We start from the raw sequence: 19,757 nt of genomic DNA, 5'->3' as shown, positions 1-19,757 counted from the left end.
GTTGAGATGCATCAACGTTGTGGTTAGCCCATTGCGGTTTCGCGCAGGCGAGCCTTCAGCTTGTTGTATTCATCAATCACGTACTGCTCGGCGGCGGACTGATTGGCAATCGGCTCCACGCGCACGGCGCAATACTTGTACTCTGGCGTTTTGGTAATCGGGCTTAAGTTCTCGGTCACCAGCTCGTTACAGGCACCAATCCACCACTGGTAGGTCATATAGATAGCCCCTTTGTTCGGGCGCTCGCTGACCTGCGCGCGGGTGATAATTTTGCCTTTACGTGAGTGAACCCACACCAGTGCTTCATCTTCAATGCCCAGACGCGCCGCATCGGCCGCGTTGATTTGCGCATAGCCCGGTTCGTCGGCCAGCGCGGCCAGAGCCGCACAGTTTCCGGTCATCGAACGACAGGAGTAGTGGCCGACTTCACGCACCGTCGACAGTACCATCGGGTACTCGTCGGTGAGTTTATCGATCGGCGCAACCCAGTCGCAGGTGAAGAACTGTGCCATGCCGTTCGGGGTATCAAACTTCTCTTTAAAGAGGTATGAGGTCCCCTGATCGGCGTCTGACGTGTCGCGGCAAGGCCACTGGATGTAGCCCAGTTCGCCCATCTTCTCGTAAGTCGCCCCGTAGAAATCCGGGCACAGATGACGCAACTCATCCCAGATCTCCTGGGTGTTGTTGTAGTGCATCGGATACCCCATCCGGGTGGCGATCTCACTGATGATTTGCCAGTCGGTTTTCAGATCCCACTTCGGCTCAACGGCTTTAAAGAAGCGCTGGAAACCACGGTCAGCAGCGGTAAAGACCCCTTCATGCTCGCCCCACGACGTCGACGGTAAAATGACATCTGCCGCCGATGCGGTTTTGGTCATAAAGATGTCCTGTACAATGACCAGTTCCAGATCCTCAAAGCCTTTGCGCACTGCGGAGAGTTCCGCATCCGTTTGCAACGGATCTTCGCCCATAATGTACGCCGCACGCACTTCGCCATGCGCCGCACGGTGCGGCAGCTCGCTGATGCGATAGCCAGTGTGCGCAGGCAGGCTGTCCACGCCCCAGGCTTTGGCGAATTTCTCGCGGTTAGCCGGATCTTTCACATACTGATAGCCCGGATAGGTATCCGGCAGCGCACCCATATCGCACGCGCCCTGAACGTTGTTCTGGCCACGTACCGGGTTAACGCCCACGCTGGGCTTACCGAGGTTGCCGGTCAGCATCGCGAGGCTGGTCAGTGAACGCACGGTTTCTACACCCTGATAGAACTGGGTGACGCCCATGCCCCACAGGATGGTCGCGCTTTTCGCACCGGCATACATCCGCGCGGCCTGACGAATTTCACTCGCGCTAATGCCGGTTATCTCCTCGACGGACTCCGGCGTATAGCCTTCGACAATCTTGCGGTACTCTTCAAAACCTTCCGTACGGGAGGCGACAAACGCCTGGTCGTACAGATTTTCTTCAATAATGACATGGCCCATCGCGTTCAACAGTGCGATATTCGAGCCGTTTCGCAGAGCGATGTGCATGTCGGCAATGCGCGCGGTTTCAATTTTGCGCGGATCGCAGACGATAATTTTCGCCCCGTTACGTTTAGCGTTAATCACGTGATTCGCCACAATCGGGTGGGAATCCGCCGGGTTGTAACCGAAGATAAACACTAAATCGGTGTTATCAATTTCGTTAATGGCATTGCTCATTGCGCCGTTACCGACCGACTGGTGCAGACCTGCAACCGATGGGCCGTGTCAGACGCGAGCGCAGCAGTCAACGTTATTGGTACCAATAACGGCGCGCGCAAATTTTTGCATGATGTAGTTGGTTTCATTCCCGGTGCCGCGCGACGAGCCGGTCGTCTGGATGGCATCAGGGCCGTATTTCGCTTTGATGGCGCTCAGGCGTTCGGCGACATAATTCAGCGCTTCATCCCAGGAAACTGATTCCAGTTTGCCGCCACGCTGGCGACGAATCATAGGCGTTTTCAGGCGCGGGGTCAGGATCTGGGTATCGTTAATAAAATCCCAGCCGTAATAGCCCTTCAGACACAGAGTACCCTGATTGGTTTTCCCCTGCGCCGCCTCAGCCCGGACGATTTTGCCGTTATTGACCACCAGGTTTATCTTGCAACCTGATGCGCAATACGGGCAAACCGTGACGACTTTTTTCATCGGTCTCGCTCCAGTTAATCAAATCGCGCATACACGCTTGTCGACCTGAGTATGCATCTTTTATGCCACATTTTAATTGGGGGCTTTCCCTGATATTACGGATAATTTTTGGACAAAACCCTGACGAAAAACAGGCTGTCGTCATATTTGACGTGACGATTTGGCGTTGTGCCGACGGAGGCTGTAACGGAACCCGATACGAAATTGAGATTCCTCCGCTACTCGTCGCACAGGGCGATAACTAACGTAGAAACCGTCCCCTTTTGAGGCTGGTTCTATGAAACGCACCCTGACACTCTTTTTATTCAGCCTGCTGTCGCTGGCTACCGTGCCGGCACAGGCCGATATCATTGATGATGCTATCGGCAACATTCAGCAGGCGATCAACGATGCTTATAAGCCTGACAGCGATAGCGGGCGGGATTACGAGGATTCGCGCGACGACAGGTGGCAGAACGAAATGAGCGACGATCGCCGCAGACAATATGATGATCGCCGGCGTCAGTTTGAGGATCGCAGACGGCAGCTTGATGAACGTCAGCGCCAGCTCGATCGTGAACGCCGCCAACTGGAAGATGAAGAAAGCCGAATGGAAGAGGATTACGGGCGTTAATCGACCATAACCTGCATCCCGTCATAGCCTGCTTCAAATCCGTCCGGGAGCGGGTTATCCATCAGCCAGACATCGAACGCGTGGCTGATATGCGTGAGGATCACCTGCGGGCAGCGAATCACTTCATTAAGCGCAATGACCGTATTTAAATCACAGTGATTGCGCGGCGGTTGGGGACGTGGCGGATGGCTACAGTCGATGACGATAACTTGTGGCTGATTGTTGAGCAGAAAGGTGAGCGTTTTATCGGGCAGTCCGGCGGTGTCAGACAGCCATGCCACGCGGCTGTGCGCTGTCTCCAGAAGATAACCCAACGTCAGCTTTGAGTGATTCAGCGGTAGCGGTGTGACCTGCAATCCTTGTAACTCAAACACCACAAACGGCTCGACGGTGTGGCTAAAGTCGAGAATGCCGGGATGCTTAAACAGATCGTCGCACCCCTGTTCGTCCGGCGGGCCGTACACCGGGATGGACGCCCCGACGCCCCAGCGTAGCGGAAACAATCCCTGTACGTGATCCATATGATAATGGGTGAGTAAAAACTGTCGAAAGCTGCCCGCCGGCCAGTCGTCCATCAGGTGCGGTATGCCCGCATCCAGCAGCGTCACCGTATCGTTGAATTTGATCACGCCGCTACACGGACGTCGGCGATACGGTTCCTGCAGGCGTGCGCGGCGACAGGCTGCACAATCGCAGCCAAACACGGGTACCCCTTGCGCACCGCCGGTGCCGCTTAGCGTGATGCTCAGACTCATCGTGATTCCCCTTGTCGTATCGTGCCGGATGGCGACGCGAGCGGCTTATCCGGCCTACGTACCTCACAATGCTTTTGTGAAGCGAAAATGACTTTGTTCGTAGCCTTCGCGCTGATAAAAACGGTGGGCGTCATGACGCTTCACGCTGGTGGACAGCTCTGTCATCTCTGCGCCTGCCTCGCGGGCTTCCTGTTCTGCCCATGCCAGTAATTGGCTACCGATTTTCAGACCCCGCGCCTGCGGCATCACCACCAGTTCCTGAATCTCGCCAATCCAGTTGGCGTGGTGTAAATGATACTGCAGATGCAGGCCAATGAGTCCAACCGCCTGGCCCTCAAGCAGCGCCAGCTGATAACGCAGTCGGTCATCCTGCAAATTGGCGGTGAATCCGGCGCAAAAGGTCGGGTAATCAAACTGGGCTTGCTTCAGTTCGCAGATGAGCGCGTACACGGCCTCGGTGTCTTGTCCGGTGGCGCGACGAAGTTCACAGGCAGACATGGCGTGGCTCCTTGCGTCCCATTAACGTTAACAGCGAATCGACGGACTGGTGCAAACTGCCGTCGTTATTGAGCGTATGGCAGCCAAACGGGGCGTAGCGGGCGGCGCGTTCGAGACGCGCGGCAATCTCGGGTTCGCTTTCCCTCCCGCGCGCCTGTAAGCGCTGGCGCAAAATCGTAGGGGAGACCTGCAAGCAGACCGGGAGCAGCGCCGTGCCGTAGCGCGCCTGCGCCTGGGGTAGATGCGCGCGTGAGCCGTTGACCACCACGTCGAAGCCGCCGTTAAGCCAGAGATCGATCTCCACGCCGACGCCATAATAAAAGCCGTTAGCATGCCAGCTTAGCGCCAGCAGGTTATGCCCGGCGCGGGTGAAAAACTCTTGCTCGCTCAGGGCGACATGATTTTCGTTCCCGGCATTCGCCGCGCGAGTAATATAACGGTGCGCCACCAGGAGTTGCGCATGTTCTTGCTGACGGAGTGCGGTCAGCAAACTGTCCTTCCCGGAGCCGGACGGCCCCATCAGCCAGATCAGTTTTCCCATACTCAGAACACCCTCTTTCCCTGGCGCCAGACGTGGTCAATGTGGATGTGATCGCCTTTACGGTGCGCCAGTACCAGATCGGCGCGCTTACCTTCGGCGATCACGCCGCGATCGCGGAGACTGAGCGCCCGCGCCGGGTTGGCGGTCACCAGGCGGATCGCCTGCGGCAGGGTGAAACGGTTAGCCGCGTCGTCTGCGACGCGAAACGCGGCATCCAGCAGGCTGGCGGGGTAGTAATCTGACGAGAGGATATCCAGCAACCCCAATTCTGCCAGCGTGTGCGCCGCGACGTTGCCGGAATGAGAGCCACCGCGCACAATGTTCGGTGCGCCCATCAGTACGTTCATGCCATGCTGGCGTGAGGCTTCTGCGGCTTCGAACGTGGTGGGAAATTCGGCGATCACGCTGCCAAGCTGGTGGGATTCCTGCACATGCCCGGAGGTGGCGTCATCATGGCTTGCCAGTGCAATGTTGCGCTCGCGGCACAGTTGCGCGATGGCAGTCCGGTTGGGCTGCGACCAGCGAGCCGCCAGGGCCAGTTGTTCCTCTTCGTAACGCGTCATTTGTTCATCGGTCAGCGAATATTTACCCTGATAATATTCACGATACTTCTCGCGGTTGGCGAACTGACGCTGGCCCGGCGAGTGATCCATCAGCGAAACCAGCGTGACCGGTTCGCGGCTGATCAGCTTCTCGAACAGCGGCAGCGTGGCGTGGTGCGGCAGTTCGCAGCGCAGATGCAGGCGATGCTCGGCGCGGTTCACCCCACGCTTTTGCGTCTCCTCCACGGCGTTGATCATTTTCTCCAGGTTTTCCAGACGATCGCCGCCGTCGCGGACATCGCCAATCGCCACCGCGTCCAGCACGGTGGTGATACCGCTGGCGACCATCAGCGCGTCGTGGCTGCTCATTGCGGAATGCGCGGGCCAGTCCACTTTCGGCCGTGGGGTAAAGAATTTGTCGAGATTATCGGTGTGCAACTCAATCAGCCCCGGCAGCAGCCAGCCGCCTTCTCCGTCCAGCGCTTGCGGAAGACGGCTCTGACTTTGCGCAAACGCGCGAATCACGCCATTCTGCATTTCCAGCGATCCCTGCACCACTTCATCTTCCAGCACCAGCTTTACATTATTGATAATCATGGTGTTGTTCCCATCAGGTGCAAACGATCCGCTACGCGGTCGCGCACAGTTTGATCGTGAAAAATGCCGACAATGGCCGCACCGCGCGCTTTCGCCTCTTCAATCAGCGCCACCACGGCGGCACTGTTTCTGGCATCCAGCGACGCGGTCGGTTCGTCGAGTAACAGAATCGGATAATCGACGATAAATCCGCGCGCGATGTTCACGCGCTGTTGTTCACCGCCGGAAAAGGTTGATGGGGCGAGGTGCCACAAGCGTTCCGGCACGTTCAGACGGGTCAACAGGCTTGCGGCTTTAGCGGCGCACGCCTCGCGCGGTACGCCGAGATCCAGCAGCGGCTGCATTACTACGTCCAGCGCGGAGATCCGTGGGATCACCCGCAGAAACTGGCTCACCCAACCGATCGTGGCGCGGCGGACTTCCCGCACTTTGCGCGCCGGAGCGTGCACCAGATCCACCCATTCGTCGTGATGGCGAATGTGAATATGCCCCTCGTCGGGCAGATAATTGGCATACAGCGAACGCAGCAGCGTCGATTTTCCGCTGCCGGAATGGCCATGTAGAACGACACATTCACCGTTTTTGACTTCCAGCGAGGCATTTTGCAGCACCGGCAGGCGCACGCCGTTTTGCTGGTGGAGCACAAAGGTTTTACTGACGTTTTCAACGCGGATCGCGTTCATTTTTAGCCTCTTTAAGCATTTGTGCATTCGATTGCCGGATAAGGCGTAGCCGCCATCCGGCAAAACAAAAAATCAGTTCTGCAATACGGACGACACCAGCAACTGGGTATACGGATGATGTGGATCGTCGAGCACGCGGTCGGTTAATCCACTTTCCACCACCTGACCCTGTTTCATCACCAGCAGACGGTCTGCCAACAGGCGCGCCACGCCTAAATCGTGAGTGACAATCACCACCGCCAGATCCAGTTCCACCACCAGCCCGCGCAGCAGATCCAACAGTTTCGCCTGGACAGAGACGTCGAGACCGCCGGTCGGCTCATCCATAAATACCAGCTTCGGGTGAGTGACGAGGTTGCGGGCGATCTGCAGACGCTGCTGCATGCCGCCGGAAAAGGTGGTCGGTAGATCGTCGATACGAGAGGCCGGAATTTCGACCTCCTCCAGCCAGCGCTGGGCGGTGGCGCGGATCTCGCCATAGTGGCGTGCGCCGGTCGCCATCAGGCGTTCGCCGATATTACCGCCCGCCGAGACCTGACGACGCAGGCCATCCAGAGGGTGCTGATGTACCACGCCCCATTCAGTGCGCAACAGGCGGCGGCGGTCGGCTTCGCTCATGGTGTACAGTGAACGGTTCTGGTACTGAATCTCGCCCGACTGCGGCGTCAGGCGCGAGGAGAGGGATTTCAGCAGGGTGGTTTTGCCGGAACCGGACTCCCCGACAATGCCCAGCACTTCGCCAGGCCACAGGTCAAAGGAGACATCGCTGAAGCCTTTGCCCGGCGCGTAGAGATGGGTCAGGTTATTAACCGAAAGCAACGGTTGCGTCATTGGCTGAGTGCCTCGCTCTGTTGGCGGCAGTAGTCGGTGTCGGAGCAGACAAACATGCGTTTGCCGGTGTCATCGAGCACCACTTCATCAAGATAACTGTGCGTTGAACCGCAGATGGCGCAGGGCTCATCCCAGGTCTGTACGGTGAACGGATGATCGTCGAAATCGAGACTTTCCACGCGGGTATACGGCGGTACGGCATAGATGCGTTTTTCGCGTCCCGCGCCAAATAACTGAAGGGCGGGCATCATGTCCATCTTCGGGTTGTCGAATTTCGGGATCGGCGACGGGTCCATCACATAGCGTCCGTTGACTTTCACCGGGTAGGCGTAAGTGGTGGCGATATGGCCAAAGCGGGCGATATCTTCATACAGCTTCACCTGCATGATCCCGTACTCCTCCAGCGCATGCATAGTGCGGGTTTCCGTTTCGCGAGGTTCGATAAAACGCAGCGGTTCAGGGATCGGCACCTGGAAGATCAGGATCTGATCTTCCGTCAGCGGCGTTTCCGGGATCCGGTGACGGGTCTGGATTAACGTGGCGTCTTCCGTGCGCTCGGTGGTATTGACTCCGGTGACGCGTTTGAAGAAGTTGCGGATCGATACCGCGTTGGTGGTGTCATCTGCGCCCTGATCGATAACCTTCAGCACGTCCGGTTCACCAATCACGCTGGCGGTAATCTGGATCCCACCGGTTCCCCAGCCGTAAGGCATCGGCATTTCGCGGCCACCGAATGGCACCTGATAGCCGGGGATCGCCACCGCTTTGAGGATCGCGCGACGGATCATGCGTTTGGTTTGCTCATCCAGATAAGCAAAGTTGTAGCCGAAGAGGTTAGTGGTCACGGGCGGCCTCCTGTTGCAGGCGTTTGAGCAGTTCCAGCTCGGCCTGGAAATCGACGTAGTGGGGGAGCTTGAGGTGCGAAACAAAACCCGCCGCCTCGACGTTATCCGCGTGCGCCAGCACGAACTCTTCGTCCTGCGCCGGTCCTGTGACCGTTTCATCGTAGTCGGGTGCCTGTAGGGCTCTGTCCACCAGCGCCATTGCCATCGCTTTGCGTTCGCTCATGCCGAACACCAGTCCGTAGCCGCGGGTAAAGTGAGGCGCATCGTTGTCCGGGGCGACAAAGCCGTTGACCATTTCACATTCGGTCATCAGCAGTTCGCCGACGTTGACCGCAAATCCCAGCTCTTCCGGTACCGTTTCCAGCGCAACGTAGCCACTACGGATTTCGGCTGCGAAGGGGTGATTGCGCCCATAGCCGCGTTGGGTGGAGTAGGCCAGCGCCAGCAGATAGCCCTCATCGCCGCGCATCAGCTGTTGCAGGCGTGACGCACGGGAGCAGGGGTAAACCGGCGGCGTGCGGGTGATGTCATCCGGCGTGGCGCCGTTATCTTCTTCGGGCTTCGCCAGCCCTTGATTCGCCAGCAGCGAAAAGACGTGCGGGGCGGCGTCCTGCGTACTTTCTGCAGTCCGCAGCGGCGGCGTTTCGCCATTCGCCAGCAGCGTAAAATCGAGCAGACGATGGGTGTAGTCGTAGGTTGGTCCTAACAGCTGTCCGCCCGGAATATCCTTATAGACTGCTGAGATACGGCGTTCCAGGCGCATTTCCCCACTGTTCAGCGGTTCGCTTACCGCCAGCTTTGCCAGCGTGGTGCGGTAAGCGCGCAGCAGAAAGATGGCTTCGACGTTATCGCCGCTGGCCTGCTTGAGCGCCAGCGCCGCCAGTTCGCGATCGGCAATACCGCCTTCGGTCATGACGCGATCAACAGCCAGATTCATCTGCTGTTCGATCTGCGCCACGCTCAGTTCGGCAACGGTATCGTCGCCCCGGCGTCGCTGCTCCTGTAACGCATGGGCGTTGGCTATCGCCTTCTCGCCCCCTTTGACGGCTACGTACATCAGCACACCTCCACATGGGTGGTTCTCGGGATAGCCAGCAGCCGTTCGCCGCAGGTAAGGATGAGGTCAACGCCCAGCGGGAACGGATGCGGACGTTCGGTGAGTTCGTGGATCAGGCAGTCTGGTAACTGCGGTGCGATCATTCGCTCTTCGGCGATACCAGCCCCGGTCAGGCGTAACATCCGCCCACCGCTCAGACTGGAAACCTGTACGATGAGCGTGGCGCTGTTTTCTGGCGCGACCGCAGAACCGGCAGAAAGCGCATTAAGCTGTTCGCTGCTGATGCGCTCGTCGGCTACGGCATAGGCCGCCAGTTGGGGTTGTTCGACCATCGGAGCATTGGTGTGAAAACGCAGGTTCTGGCTGGCGATGTCGTTATTCATCGCAGGCGACAGCCACACCGGCGTATCGCCGTCGACTAACGTCAGCAGGACGCTGGTGGTCGCCAGATTCAACGGCTGCCAGCCGTGTTTCAATTGATGTAAGGCTACAATCACCCCCGGTTCGCTCATTGCTTTCAGCAGACGGCGAAAGCTTTGTTGGGCGTCCTGGACGGGCAGGGTAAAGGCGGTCTGTAGGGTCATTCGTTATCTCCGCGCACCAGCGTAAAGAAGTCGACCCGGCTGGCGTTGACTTCGGCGCGACGGGCGGTGATTTCCGCATCGCGTTCTGCTTCCAGCGGGCTAATTAAGGTTTCCATCAGGTTCTGGAAATGTGTCTGTTCCTGCAGTAAAGCGTCGATAACGGCGCACTGCTCGGCGTGGCGTTTGTTGCGTCCCAGCAGGTAGCTGTAACCCAGCGTGCCGCTTTTCAGGCGAACCACCGCGCGGGTCAGCGTGGTGTCTCCGGCAAAGAAACGGTTGCCGGTGCCGCCCATGCGCGCCTGAATTTGCATCAGTCCGCATTCCGGGGGGCGAATCAGTTCATATTCCGGTGCCAGCGTTAACGCCTGGAGTCGCGCATTCAGGGCATCGGCCTTGCTGTAAGCCAGCGCGCGCATCCAGCGCTGGCGGGTGGCGGTATCGAAATGCATTCAGTGCTCCATAGTGAATTCGATCATGTCGGCGCGGGTCAGGCTGACGGAATACTCCATCGCACGTTCCTCGCCTTCACGGTGGTTCAGGGTGCGCACGCAGAGCAGCGGCGCCATGTTGGGGATTTCCAGCACCTTGCTCTCTTTCGCCTGCGCACGCCGGGCGCTGATGCGCGTCTGGGTGCGCTTGAGCGTCAGGCCGGACTGTTCGCGCAAATAGTCGTGCAGCGAGCCGTGGTTAAAACCCTGCAGCAGCGGCCAGAGGGTCAGGTCGGAAAAGTAATGGTCAATCAGACACAGGGCGATGCCGTTTACCCGCCGCAAGGTGCGCAAGTGGATGACGTTATCGCCTTCCTGCACGCTGAGCGCATCGGCAACGTGACGGGAGGCCGGGCGCAGTACCGCCAGCCGTTTTTCGCTGGTGGGATGACTTCCCTGATCCAACAGGTTCTGACTGAAGCGTGCCTGGGCGTTAAGCGGATAATCGAACGGGCGCATCAGCACCAGTACGCCGACGCCCTGACGACGCTGGACCCAGCCGCGTTCCACCAACTGATCGATGGCGCGGCGCAGGGTGTGGCGATTAACCTCATAACGCGCGGCAAGCTGATGCTCGGCGGGCAGATAGTCGCCGCAGCGGTAATGTTGACGTAGCTCCTGCTCAAGTCTCGCGGCAATCTCCTGATAACGCGTCGGATAACTGGTCGGATGTGTAGACAAGTGCATAGCAATTAATGCCTCGCTAATCAGATAAAGTGCTTACGTAAACGCTGGGAGAGAAAATCCAGCAGGCTGACGGTCACAATGATTAACACCATCAGGGCGCAGGTTTGCTGGAACTGGAAACCGCGAATTGCCTCCCACAACGTGACGCCAATGCCGCCTGCGCCCACCATCCCGACGACAGTTGCTGAACGGACGTTGGATTCAAAGCGGTACAGCGAGTAGGAGATCAGCAGCGGCATCACCTGGGGCAGTACACCGTAAAGAATTTCTTCAATTTTGTTAGCGCCAGTGGCGCGAATGCCTTCAACCGGACCGGGTTCAATGGCTTCCACCGCTTCGGACAGCAGCTTGGAGAGCACGCCGGTGGTATGGATAAACAGCGCCATGACGCCCGCAAACGGACCGAGGCCGACAGCGACCACAAATAGCATCGCAAACACCATTTCGTTAATGGCGCGGCAGGCATCCATCAGACGGCGCATCGGCTGGTAGATCCACCAGGGCACGAGGTTGTCGGCGCACATCAGGCCGAAAGGAATGGAGAGGATCACGGCCAGCGCGGTTCCCCAGACGGCGATTTGCAGGGTCACCGCCATTTCGCCGAGGTAGTCCTGCCACTGGCTAAAGTCCGGCGGAAAGAAGTCGGCGGCAAACGTCGCCATGTTGGCGGAATCCTGAATCAGCGTGAGCGGGGCCATTTCGGCACCTTTCCACGACACGACCAGCACGGCGAGCAGAATGGCCCAACTGACGAGCGAGAACCAACTGCGCTTTGGCGGGGCAACGGTGATGGTTTGCATGTTTAGCTCCGTGCGTACGTTATTGGCGGAAGGCGGCTCCGCCTTATCCGGCCTACGTTTGTAGGTCCGGTAAGCGAAGCGCCAGCGGGCGTCAGGTTTACTGCACCGCTTTGGTGACGCTGGTCATGGCGCTCAGCGCCGCGGTCAGACGGTCAAGATCGTCCAGTTGCGCTTTAATCGCAGACGATTTGCTGGTCTTCTCTTCAGCGTTCAGTCCTTTGTTGTCCTTCACACCCTGCATCTCTTTAAACAGGGCGAGCTGGCGAATCGGCACCAGTTGCAGGTCGCTGGAGGCGCGGAACGGCGCCCAACCCAGGCGTTCCAGTACGGTTTTTTCTTCCGGCGTTTTGCCGTAGTTCATGAAGAAGTCGTACACCTTGTCCTTGGTGGCTTCAGAGAGGTTCTTACGCCAGACGATCGGATCGCCTGGGATCAGCGGCGACTTCCAGATAACCTTCAGCGCTTTCAGCTTGTCCGGCGCGGACGTTTTCAGCTTATCGAGGTTCTCGGTGTTGTTGGTGGCGACATCCACCTGCTTGTTGGCGACCGCAAGGGCGTTAGTTTCATGGCCGGCGTTGACGGTGCGTTTGAAGTCGCTGGCGGCGATATTGTTTTTCGCGAAGACGTAATAGCCAGGGACGAGATAGCCGGAGGTAGAGTTAGGATCGCCATTACCAAAGGTGAGATCTTTGCGTTTGGCGATCAGATCGTCGAGGTTGTTGATCGGACTGTCCTTGTTGACGATCAGCACGCTCCAGTAACCCGGCGATCCATCGGCGGCGACGGTCTGGGCAAAGACCTGGCCGTTGGCGCGATCCACGGCTTCCATTGCTGACAGGTTGCCGTACCAGGCGATGTCGACTTTATTAAAGCGCATACCCTGGATGATCCCGGCGTAGTCCGGCGCGAAGAAAGCGTTCACTTTCACGCCCAGTTTCTTCTCCATATCCTTCAGGAACGGGTCCCATTGGGGTTTCAGGTTTTGCTGTGATTCGGTCGAAATAATGCCAAAGTTCAGCGCTTTTTCCTGCTCTTCGGCAAAGGCGGGACTGAGCAGAGTACTGACGCTGAACATGCTGGTAAACGCCAGCGCGGCAACGGCCTTGTAATTCATGTTTTATCCTCACGTTGTTCCAGGCTATTTCACTTGCCAGCCTGAGTTCGGGCAGTGCTCAACATCCTCACGTACTACGTGTACGCTCCGTTTTTCCGCGCTGGCCGCCTTCAGTCTGTCTGCGCCAATAACGCCTGGTCTTTTTGAATTAAGCAGCCTGCGCGTTCTGTTCGACGCGGTTCATGCTGCGGTAGAGATGGTCAAATCTTTCGTTATCAAAGAGCTGGCTGCTGCCGTCGTAGAAAACGTGTCCCTGACGCAACGCGACAATCCGTTCGCAGTAGCGCAGGGCGTAATCCACCTGATGCAGCGTGACGACGACGGTAATACCGTCGGTCTGGTTGATGTCGCGCAGGGTGTCCATCACGATGCGCGCGGATTCCGGGTCCAGTGAGGCAATCGGCTCGTCGGCGAGGATCACTTTGGCCTGTTGCATCAGCGCCCGGGCAATGGCCACGCGCTGCTGCTGACCGCCGGAGAGCGTAGAGACGCGCTGGTACGCAAAGTGCGCCATCCCGACGCGGGTCAGTGCCTGGAGCGCGCGCTGTTTCTGCGCTGCGCTAAACCAGCTAAAACAGGTGCGCCAGAACGGCGTGCTGCCGAGTGCGCCAATCAGCACGTTCTCCAGCACCGTCAGGCGATTCACCAGATTGAATTGTTGGAAGATGTAACCGGTATGCGCGCGGCTTTTGCGGATATCGCGCGCCAGTCGACCTTCGTGTTGAACGGTGCGACCGAGGAGTTCGACGCGGCTACCTGCTGATTTATCGCCGGTAATCAAACCGCTCAGATGACGTAAAAGGGTGGATTTGCCGGAACCCGACGGCCCCAGCAGAGCGACCATTTCACCGGTACAGATGTTCAGATCAACCGCATGCAGCGCCTGATGCTGATTGAACGTTTTGGAGAGTTTTTCGACGCGAATGATCGTTTCCATGATGCGGCCTCTCTAAAAAAAGTGGCCCTATCGTGGCGGATCAATATGACGTTTGGGTTAAGGGGACGTTACCTGCCGATGAAGAGTTAAGGTGAGTTTGATGACAGAACGGGAGGCATGCCTCCCGTGAGGTTACTCGGTTGGCTGGGGCTGTTTGACGACGTTGATCATCCACGGTACGCCGTAGCGATCGCTGACTTTGCCAAAGCCATGCGCCCAGAAGGTTTCTTGCCAGTCCATTTCGATTTGACCCTCTGCGGCGAGATTGTCAAACCATTGCTTCCCTTCGTTGACATTTTGCGTGTCGAGGACCAGCGTGAAACCTGAATAGTGAGCGTTTCCTGTGGGAATGCTATCGCTCATCATGATGTCGCTATCGGCAATGCGCACGTTGGCATGAGCGATAGCGGTATCGGGGAATGTCATTCCGGACGGGCAACCCTCTTCGCTGTCCTGCGCCGGTTTGGGCATTTCACCGAAGCTGATTTTATAAAGGAGTTCTGCACCCAGCGTCTTTTGATAGTACGCGATGGCGTCGGCACAGTTTCCGGCAAAAGAGATGTAGGGACTTAACGACATAATCTTTACCTCAGGTAAGAGAAGCCAGTTAAGTGTAGTTATCGCAGGCCCGGTAAGCGAAGCGCCACCGGGCAATTTACATCAGTTCTTTTTCACGAATTCTGATTTCAGCTTCATCGGACCAAAGCCATCAATTTTGCAATCGATGTTGTGGTCGCCTTCCACCAGACGAATGTTTTTTACTTTCGTGCCGATTTTCAGCATTGAAGAGCTGCCTTTGACTTTCAGATCTTTCACGACGGTGACGCTGTCGCCGTCAGCCAGCAGATTGCCGTTGGCATCTTTAACGATCAGTTCGTCGCTGTCATGCGCTGGTTCTGCATCGTTCCATTCATGGGCGCATTCCGGGCAGATGTACATGCCGTTATCTTCGTAAGTGTATTCGGAGTTGCATTGTGGGCAGTGGGGTAATGACATGTCGATTTCCTCAAAAGTCAGCAAGGGCAAAAGCGCCCAAAAAATGGCAGATTGCCGAAAAAGGACGCAATTATACACAAAATCCTTAACGTTGTCGGGACTACTCTGTTTTTAAGGTAAATACCGTACTGTGACCTAACCTGTCTGCCAGACAGAAAAAAAGCGCTATTATTTTTAAGGGAAATTGCTACCGTTTGTTATTTGAGATAAGGTGACGAGAAATATTCTAACTAATTGGCTCAGCGAGTTTTACTTAGGGTTCGTTTACCTCACCTTGCCCCTTATTTCTGGTAGGTAAAATTAACCAAAATTGGCCTGGGTTTTTATAAATCTGAACTACGATTTTTTACTTTCTTATGCCACTGAGTGTTATTCAAAAAAAAGCAATTAAAATAATAAATTCATTGATATCAATAGATTAATTAATAAATTCTTTTTTCCATACGTAATTATTAAAGCCGAGAATTCACTAATAAACGAAACGGCTAAATAAAAGAAATAAAAATTTGCGTTAAGGAAACATTTTTTATGTACACACAGACAATATATGAATTGAGCCAGGAAGCGGAACGCTTGCTGATGCTCTCTTTAGAGCATCTTAAGACCGTAAAAAAAATGCCAACGGCCACTCTGGAGAGCACTTCATCATTAAAAAGTGAGGACGATCTCAACGTTCAGCCCATGCATTTCAGTACCCGGGGTGTCGAGGCCCAGCAGGCCACGCTGAACAATGAGTTGCGAAAAATCTCGCGACTGGAAATGGTGCTGGCGATCGTCGGCACCATGAAAGCGGGAAAATCGACAACGATCAATGCCATTGTCGGCACGGAGGTGCTGCCCAATCGCAACCGTCCAATGACCGCGCTGCCGACACTCATTCGCCATACGCCTGGTCAGAAAGAACCGGTGCTGCATTTTTCCCACGTTGCGCCCATCGATGCGCTGATGAAGACACTGCAAGAGAGCATGCGCGCCTGCGATCGGCAGAATCTGACGCAGGTGCTGGAAATTGATAAAGACATGAACGGCCTCATGCAGCGTATCGAAAGAGGGGAAGCGTTTGAGCGCCATTATCTTGGTGCACAGCCGATCTTTCACTGCCTGAAAAGCCTTAACGATTTGGTGCGCCTGTCGAAAGCGCTGGAGGTCGATTTTCCCTTTTCTGCCTATGCGGCGATTGAACATATTCCGGTGATTGAGGTGGAGTTTGTGCACCTGGCGGGGCTGGAGAACTATCCGGGTCAACTGACGTTACTGGACACACCCGGGCCAAATGAAGCCGGGCAGCCGCATCTGCAAAAAATGCTCAATGAGCAACTGGCTCGCGCCTCCGCCGTTCTGGCGGTGATGGACTATACGCAGTTGAAATCGATTTCCGATGAAGAGGTGCGTCAGGCCATTGCCGCAGTAGGAAAATCGGTGCCGTTGTATGCGTTGGTGAATAAATTCGACCAGAAAGATCGCAACAGCGATGATGAAGAACAGGTGAGGGCGTTGATTTCCGGTACCCTGATGAAGGGTTGTATTAACCCGGCGCAGATTTATCCGGTCTCCTCGATGTGGGGTTATCTGGCCAATCGGGCACGCCATGAGCTGGCAAACCACGGTCATCTCCCGGATCACGAAGAGCAGCGCTGGGTACAGGACTTTGCTGAAGCCGCGCTCGGTCGGCGCTGGCGAAGCGCCGATCTGGATGATATCGAACACCTGCGTCATGCGGCGGATTTGCTGTGGGAAGATTCGTTGTTTGAACAGCCGATTCAGACCTTAATTCATGCCGCCTATGCCAATGCATCGCTGTATGCGCTGCGTTCCGCCTCGCATAAATTGCTGAATTACGCCCACAGCGCCCGCGAATATCTGGATTTCCGCTATCACTGTCTGACGGTGGCCTTTGACACGCTGCAGCAAAATATCATGCGTCTGGAAGCGGACATGCAGCAACTGAAAGTGAGCCAGGACAGCGTCAGCGACGAGATCCGCCATGAGGTCGGGCTGGCGCTGACGTCGGCCAACGACTTTCTCAACCAGCAGCAGGCCACGATCTTGCGCAACATCGGGACCTTTTTCAGCCGTGAACAGATCCTGAAACTGTCGTGTGGCGATAGCTGGTCGCCGCTGCCGCAGGCGGAGCTTGACGGAGAGGTGTTGGTGCTGCATGACGAAGCGCAGGCGCAGGTGATCCTCAGTAAACTACGTTCCACCTGTGAGGGCGTCCTGCTGGCGGCGCAGGAAAACATCAGCCGCGACCTGGCGATGCGTTTTGAACAACTGGAAGCCACGCTCAGCCGGTCACTGAATGAGGCGATGCGCCCTATCGAAATGCGGGTGAAAGAGGAGTTGAGTCATGCGGGATTTCGCCCCCGAATCAGCTTTCCGGCCTTTCACGCCTCCATGTTTAACTTCACGACGCGCCAGTTATTCAGCGAGGCGATTGCCCAGCAGGACCGCGTCGAAAGTGACGAACCTCGCGTGAGCGGGGTGCGTGAAACCTTCTCTCGTTGGCTGAATCAGCCGAACTGGGGCTGGAATGATTATGTCGAAGCGAAGACACGCTATCTGATTGATATTAATGCGCTGCATCAGAGTCTGGCGGAGTACGTCAGCCACTTCTGCCAACAAATTCGTAAAGCTTTAGCCGCGCAGGTCGATGTTTCAGTTACGGCAGGTATGGCAACGTTTTTTGCCGATTTCTCATTGTGCCTGGCGGGATTACAGGAGAGCCTGCGCGAGAGTTTGCTGGTTCGTCAGCAGAATGAATCAGCTGTTCAGAGTCTGAGTCAGCAGTTGCAGCACAGTATTGCCACCACCGCCTGGATTTATGAAGACTCTCGCCTGCTCCGTGACGACATTCAAACCCTTTTTGTGGCCGAACACACATGACAAACGCGTTACTGGAAGGCCCCGGACGGACGCTGGAGTGTATCCACCCGAAGTTTATGGTCGATCTGGTTCAGGGAGAAGAACCGAAACGGGCTGACGGCACATTGCAACAGCAGCAGTTTCGCGAGCGCCTGACGCAGGAGATTCTGTCCCAGACGCAGTTGCGGGCGTGGGCGATGGCCGGGATGTTCAGCGAGCATCTGATGATGCGCCTGAAGCTGGTGGAAAAGCTGGCGGGTATGCTCGATCCGGGGCATCTGGCGCTGACGCGGATCGCTGCGCGACTGCAGGTCCTTCAACAGACGGATCTCTCTCGCGGACCGTCCGTCCCAGGACTGGTTCAGCAACTTACCACCCTCAGCGAGTGGTTTAGCCAGCGCAGTGCCTGGAAGGAGAAGGCGCTGAGCCAGCGTGGTCTCACGGTTCAGGCCGGGGAACACAGTGAACAGGTATTTACCCGATGGCTGGCGGGGGCGTATGAAGGATGGTCGCTGCCGGGGCGGTGTTTTATTGCGCTCGAAGAGTTGCGTTGGGGACCGTTTGGCGATGCCTGTCGTCTGGCGAATCCTGACGTGGCGGCGATGCTGAAAGATAATCTCCGGGCGATGGCGACAAACTATCTGGCCCACAGTATCAATGCCGCACCGACGACGCGTCACTATTATCATCAGTGGTTGAGTACCACCGCGACCGCCGGTTCAGTTGAGTACAGCGACATGCTGAGTTGGTTGGGAGACTGGTGTGAGGCGGATAAACATCCGGTGTGCTGGTCTGTGACGCAGCGCTGGCAGCCGGTTGCGTTGGGTATGCCGCGACTCTGTTCGGCAAAGCGACTGGTGGATGCGATGGTTGAAGAGGTGTTTCCACCCTCTCCCCTCAGGTTTTGAGAGGAGAGGGCTGATGATTAGTGGTGTGCGGATTCCGCTGTCGTTTCTTCCACACCAGCAGGAGCCGGTAGCCTGGCGAAGCGTTTGGCGTAGAGCGCGGTAATAATCGGCACCAGAATCGCCGTGACCACTACGCTGGCAGCGACCAGCGCCGTCGCGGAGGCGGCAACCGGTTCAAACGCCGGGTTGATTTGCGCGATGATCACCGGGTTGGCAACGGCGGCACCTGCCGCAGAGGACGCCGCGACACCTGCAGTACCATTACCACCACCGATCACACGGTCCGCAATAATCAGTGGAATACCGGTGATGACAATGACCGCCACACCCAGCAGGATGCCCAACAGACCGGTATCAACAATCACACCCAGGTTAATGGTGTTACCCAGCGCAAAACCGAAGAACGGAATCAGTACCGGCGTTGCTTTGCTGAAGAACGCACGCAGATCGTGGTCAAGGTTGCCCAGCGTGAAGCCGATCAGGAACGGCAGTACTGCGCCGATAAAGTGATGCGGTTCAAAGGAGCCCAGACCCGCAGCGCCCAGAATCACCATTGTCATCAGCGGACCGGATTCCAGCGACATCAGAACGAATGCGCCGGACTCTTCTTTCGTACCGTACTGGTTCATCAGGCTGGCATACAGACCGCCGTTGGTCATATCCATCGCGGAAACAATCGCCAGTACGGAAAGACCGGCAAAGAAACCGGTCTGAATACCGGTATCCGGAATAAACGAGGCGGCAATCATTGCCACTACCCACGCTACGGCAATTTTGGTAATGACCAGCGTGCCGGATTTACGCAGAACCGTACCGGTTGCGCGTAAATCAATTGATGCACCAATACAGAAGAACCACACAGCAAGAATCGGTACCGTGCCGGTAATCATGCCTTTTGTAAAGGAACCAAAATAAGCACCGGTATTCGGTGCCAGGGTATTTACAACCGCACCCAGCAGCAATGGAATCAACATCATCCCACCAGGGATGCGTTCAATGGTGGCTTTAATTCTCATAAATGTCCTCACTTCTTGCCCGTGGAACATACGGGTAAGGTGGCAAAAAAATATTAAAATTCAGAAGGTTGTATCTGAAAAGAAGGCAGGGAAACCTACATTCTCTTTATGTTCTACGTAGCGATTGCACCGTGTATCGGCGTTTTTCGCTTCCCGGTGGTATTGCAACGACTATTATCTTGCATTCATTGGAATGTTGATTCAATCAAAACGAAACGCTGTTTTAGTTATC

21 protein-coding genes are annotated in these 19,757 nt (G+C 56.4%); 3 read left to right on the top strand and 18 right to left on the bottom strand.

Features of this window, described 5'->3' with window-relative positions:
* Window positions 1-23: 23 nt before the first annotated feature.
* Window positions 24-2,171, bottom strand: a complete 2,148-nt coding sequence (gene fdhF / locus AOY24_RS12295; protein ID WP_080721659.1) for a formate dehydrogenase subunit alpha — start codon at window positions 2,169-2,171, stop codon at window positions 24-26.
* 277 nt (window positions 2,172-2,448) lie between these two features.
* On the opposite strand from fdhF, the gene yjdP reads away from it, so the two are divergent.
* Window positions 2,449-2,784, top strand: a complete 336-nt coding sequence (gene yjdP, locus AOY24_RS12285) for a DDRRRQL repeat protein YjdP (protein ID WP_042999071.1) — start codon at window positions 2,449-2,451, stop codon at window positions 2,782-2,784.
* Here yjdP and phnP read toward each other — a convergent pair.
* From phnP to AOY24_RS12205, 16 genes are all read right to left on the bottom strand, one after another.
* Window positions 2,781-3,539 carry a phosphonate metabolism protein PhnP gene (gene phnP, locus AOY24_RS12280; protein ID WP_054176716.1) on the bottom strand — a complete coding sequence of 253 codons (759 nt, stop codon included), beginning with the start codon at window positions 3,537-3,539 and terminating at the stop codon, window positions 2,781-2,783. The genes yjdP and phnP overlap by 4 nt on opposite strands.
* Window positions 3,540-3,602: 63 nt before the next feature.
* Window positions 3,603-4,037, bottom strand: coding sequence for an aminoalkylphosphonate N-acetyltransferase (gene phnO / locus AOY24_RS12275; protein WP_054176715.1), 435 nt, complete (start codon window positions 4,035-4,037; stop codon window positions 3,603-3,605).
* Window positions 4,024-4,578 (bottom strand): ribose 1,5-bisphosphokinase, encoded by a 555-nt coding sequence (gene phnN, locus AOY24_RS12270; RefSeq protein ID WP_042999074.1) that lies wholly within the window; start codon window positions 4,576-4,578, stop codon window positions 4,024-4,026. Before phnN ends, phnO begins: the two co-directional genes overlap by 14 nt.
* A 2-nt stretch (window positions 4,579-4,580) precedes the next feature.
* Entirely contained in the window at window positions 4,581-5,717 is a 1,137-nt protein-coding gene (gene phnM, locus AOY24_RS12265; RefSeq protein ID WP_054176714.1) for an alpha-D-ribose 1-methylphosphonate 5-triphosphate diphosphatase, read from the bottom strand.
* Entirely contained in the window at window positions 5,714-6,400 is a 687-nt protein-coding gene (gene phnL, locus AOY24_RS12260) for a phosphonate C-P lyase system protein PhnL (protein ID WP_054176713.1), read from the bottom strand. Before phnL ends, phnM begins: the two co-directional genes overlap by 4 nt.
* Window positions 6,401-6,472: 72 nt before the next feature.
* Window positions 6,473-7,231, bottom strand: a complete 759-nt coding sequence (gene phnK / locus AOY24_RS12255) for a phosphonate C-P lyase system protein PhnK (RefSeq protein ID WP_054176712.1) — start codon at window positions 7,229-7,231, stop codon at window positions 6,473-6,475.
* Window positions 7,228-8,019: an alpha-D-ribose 1-methylphosphonate 5-phosphate C-P-lyase PhnJ gene (gene phnJ, locus AOY24_RS12250; protein ID WP_230324168.1), complete on the bottom strand. Its 792-nt coding sequence runs from the start codon at window positions 8,017-8,019 to the stop codon at window positions 7,228-7,230. Before phnJ ends, phnK begins: the two co-directional genes overlap by 4 nt.
* Window positions 8,020-8,065: 46 nt before the next feature.
* On the bottom strand, window positions 8,066-9,133 hold the full coding sequence (locus AOY24_RS12245) for a carbon-phosphorus lyase complex subunit PhnI (protein WP_054176711.1): 1,068 nt from the start codon (window positions 9,131-9,133) through the stop codon (window positions 8,066-8,068).
* On the bottom strand, window positions 9,133-9,717 hold the full coding sequence (phnH, locus tag AOY24_RS12240; protein WP_042999080.1) for a phosphonate C-P lyase system protein PhnH: 585 nt from the start codon (window positions 9,715-9,717) through the stop codon (window positions 9,133-9,135). The genes AOY24_RS12245 and phnH overlap by 1 nt, the downstream gene beginning before the upstream one ends.
* Window positions 9,714-10,166: a phosphonate C-P lyase system protein PhnG gene (gene phnG / locus AOY24_RS12235; RefSeq protein ID WP_042999081.1), complete on the bottom strand. Its 453-nt coding sequence runs from the start codon at window positions 10,164-10,166 to the stop codon at window positions 9,714-9,716. Before phnG ends, phnH begins: the two co-directional genes overlap by 4 nt.
* Entirely contained in the window at window positions 10,167-10,892 is a 726-nt protein-coding gene (gene phnF, locus AOY24_RS12230) for a phosphonate metabolism transcriptional regulator PhnF (RefSeq protein ID WP_044257327.1), read from the bottom strand.
* 20 nt (window positions 10,893-10,912) lie between these two features.
* Window positions 10,913-11,692, bottom strand: a complete 780-nt coding sequence (phnE, locus tag AOY24_RS12225; protein WP_042999083.1) for a phosphonate ABC transporter, permease protein PhnE — start codon at window positions 11,690-11,692, stop codon at window positions 10,913-10,915.
* A 97-nt stretch (window positions 11,693-11,789) separates the two neighbouring features.
* Entirely contained in the window at window positions 11,790-12,806 is a 1,017-nt protein-coding gene (gene phnD, locus AOY24_RS12220) for a phosphonate ABC transporter substrate-binding protein (RefSeq protein WP_042999084.1), read from the bottom strand.
* 148 nt (window positions 12,807-12,954) lie between these two features.
* On the bottom strand, window positions 12,955-13,743 hold the full coding sequence (gene phnC / locus AOY24_RS12215) for a phosphonate ABC transporter ATP-binding protein (RefSeq protein WP_054176710.1): 789 nt from the start codon (window positions 13,741-13,743) through the stop codon (window positions 12,955-12,957).
* A gap of 132 nt (window positions 13,744-13,875) precedes the next feature.
* A complete protein-coding gene (yjdN, locus tag AOY24_RS12210) occupies window positions 13,876-14,322 on the bottom strand; it encodes a VOC family metalloprotein YjdN (RefSeq protein ID WP_054176709.1) in 447 nt (148 codons plus the stop codon).
* An 81-nt stretch (window positions 14,323-14,403) separates the two neighbouring features.
* The gene (locus tag AOY24_RS12205; RefSeq protein ID WP_042999087.1) at window positions 14,404-14,739 is read right to left on the bottom strand and encodes a zinc ribbon domain-containing protein YjdM; all 336 of its coding nucleotides are present in this window, start codon (window positions 14,737-14,739) and stop codon (window positions 14,404-14,406) included.
* Window positions 14,740-15,267: 528 nt separating this feature from the next.
* Here AOY24_RS12205 and crfC point away from each other — a divergent pair.
* A complete protein-coding gene (gene crfC / locus AOY24_RS12200) occupies window positions 15,268-17,622 on the top strand; it encodes a clamp-binding protein CrfC (protein ID WP_042999088.1) in 2,355 nt (784 codons plus the stop codon).
* Window positions 17,619-18,509 (top strand): diguanylate cyclase regulator RdcB family protein, encoded by an 891-nt coding sequence (locus AOY24_RS12195; RefSeq protein WP_054176708.1) that lies wholly within the window; start codon window positions 17,619-17,621, stop codon window positions 18,507-18,509. The genes crfC and AOY24_RS12195 overlap by 4 nt, the downstream gene beginning before the upstream one ends.
* Before the next feature lie 17 nt (window positions 18,510-18,526).
* On the opposite strand, the gene kdgT is transcribed toward AOY24_RS12195, so the two are convergent.
* Entirely contained in the window at window positions 18,527-19,525 is a 999-nt protein-coding gene (gene kdgT, locus AOY24_RS12190) for a 2-keto-3-deoxygluconate transporter (RefSeq protein ID WP_042999090.1), read from the bottom strand.
* Window positions 19,526-19,757: the final 232 nt, after the last annotated feature.

The organism is Citrobacter sp. CtB7.12 (assembly GCF_001297795.1).
Taxonomy (GTDB): Bacteria; Pseudomonadota; Gammaproteobacteria; order Enterobacterales; family Enterobacteriaceae; genus Citrobacter_A; species Citrobacter_A amalonaticus.
The sequence above is the reverse complement of the archived record's forward strand: the minus strand, read 5'-3'. Positions and strand labels throughout refer to the sequence as shown.

Excerpts from the sequence above, each read along its gene's own strand:
- phnN (WP_042999074.1), bottom strand. The coding sequence starts at position 4,578 with ATGGGAAAACTGATCTGGCTGATGGGGCCGTCCGGCTCCGGGAAGGAC.
- phnM (WP_054176714.1), bottom strand. The coding sequence starts at position 5,717 with ATGATTATCAATAATGTAAAGCTGGTGCTGGAAGATGAAGTGGTGCAG.
- crfC (WP_042999088.1), top strand. The coding sequence starts at position 15,268 with ATGTACACACAGACAATATATGAATTGAGCCAGGAAGCGGAACGCTTG.
- phnH (WP_042999080.1), bottom strand. The coding sequence starts at position 9,717 with ATGACCCTACAGACCGCCTTTACCCTGCCCGTCCAGGACGCCCAACAA.
- phnE (WP_042999083.1), bottom strand. The coding sequence starts at position 11,692 with ATGCAAACCATCACCGTTGCCCCGCCAAAGCGCAGTTGGTTCTCGCTC.
- yjdP (WP_042999071.1), top strand. The coding sequence starts at position 2,449 with ATGAAACGCACCCTGACACTCTTTTTATTCAGCCTGCTGTCGCTGGCT.
- phnO (WP_054176715.1), bottom strand. The coding sequence starts at position 4,037 with ATGTCTGCCTGTGAACTTCGTCGCGCCACCGGACAAGACACCGAGGCC.
- kdgT (WP_042999090.1), bottom strand. The coding sequence starts at position 19,525 with ATGAGAATTAAAGCCACCATTGAACGCATCCCTGGTGGGATGATGTTG.
- AOY24_RS12245 (WP_054176711.1), bottom strand. The coding sequence starts at position 9,133 with ATGTACGTAGCCGTCAAAGGGGGCGAGAAGGCGATAGCCAACGCCCAT.
- phnF (WP_044257327.1), bottom strand. The coding sequence starts at position 10,892 with ATGCACTTGTCTACACATCCGACCAGTTATCCGACGCGTTATCAGGAG.
- phnG (WP_042999081.1), bottom strand. The coding sequence starts at position 10,166 with ATGCATTTCGATACCGCCACCCGCCAGCGCTGGATGCGCGCGCTGGCT.
- phnD (WP_042999084.1), bottom strand. The coding sequence starts at position 12,806 with ATGAATTACAAGGCCGTTGCCGCGCTGGCGTTTACCAGCATGTTCAGC.
- phnP (WP_054176716.1), bottom strand. The coding sequence starts at position 3,539 with ATGAGTCTGAGCATCACGCTAAGCGGCACCGGCGGTGCGCAAGGGGTA.
- AOY24_RS12195 (WP_054176708.1), top strand. The coding sequence starts at position 17,619 with ATGACAAACGCGTTACTGGAAGGCCCCGGACGGACGCTGGAGTGTATC.
- yjdN (WP_054176709.1), bottom strand. The coding sequence starts at position 14,322 with ATGTCGTTAAGTCCCTACATCTCTTTTGCCGGAAACTGTGCCGACGCC.
- phnK (WP_054176712.1), bottom strand. The coding sequence starts at position 7,231 with ATGACGCAACCGTTGCTTTCGGTTAATAACCTGACCCATCTCTACGCG.
- phnJ (WP_230324168.1), bottom strand. The coding sequence starts at position 8,019 with ATGATCCGTCGCGCGATCCTCAAAGCGGTGGCGATCCCCGGCTATCAG.
- phnC (WP_054176710.1), bottom strand. The coding sequence starts at position 13,743 with ATGGAAACGATCATTCGCGTCGAAAAACTCTCCAAAACGTTCAATCAG.
- phnL (WP_054176713.1), bottom strand. The coding sequence starts at position 6,400 with ATGAACGCGATCCGCGTTGAAAACGTCAGTAAAACCTTTGTGCTCCAC.
- AOY24_RS12205 (WP_042999087.1), bottom strand. The coding sequence starts at position 14,739 with ATGTCATTACCCCACTGCCCACAATGCAACTCCGAATACACTTACGAA.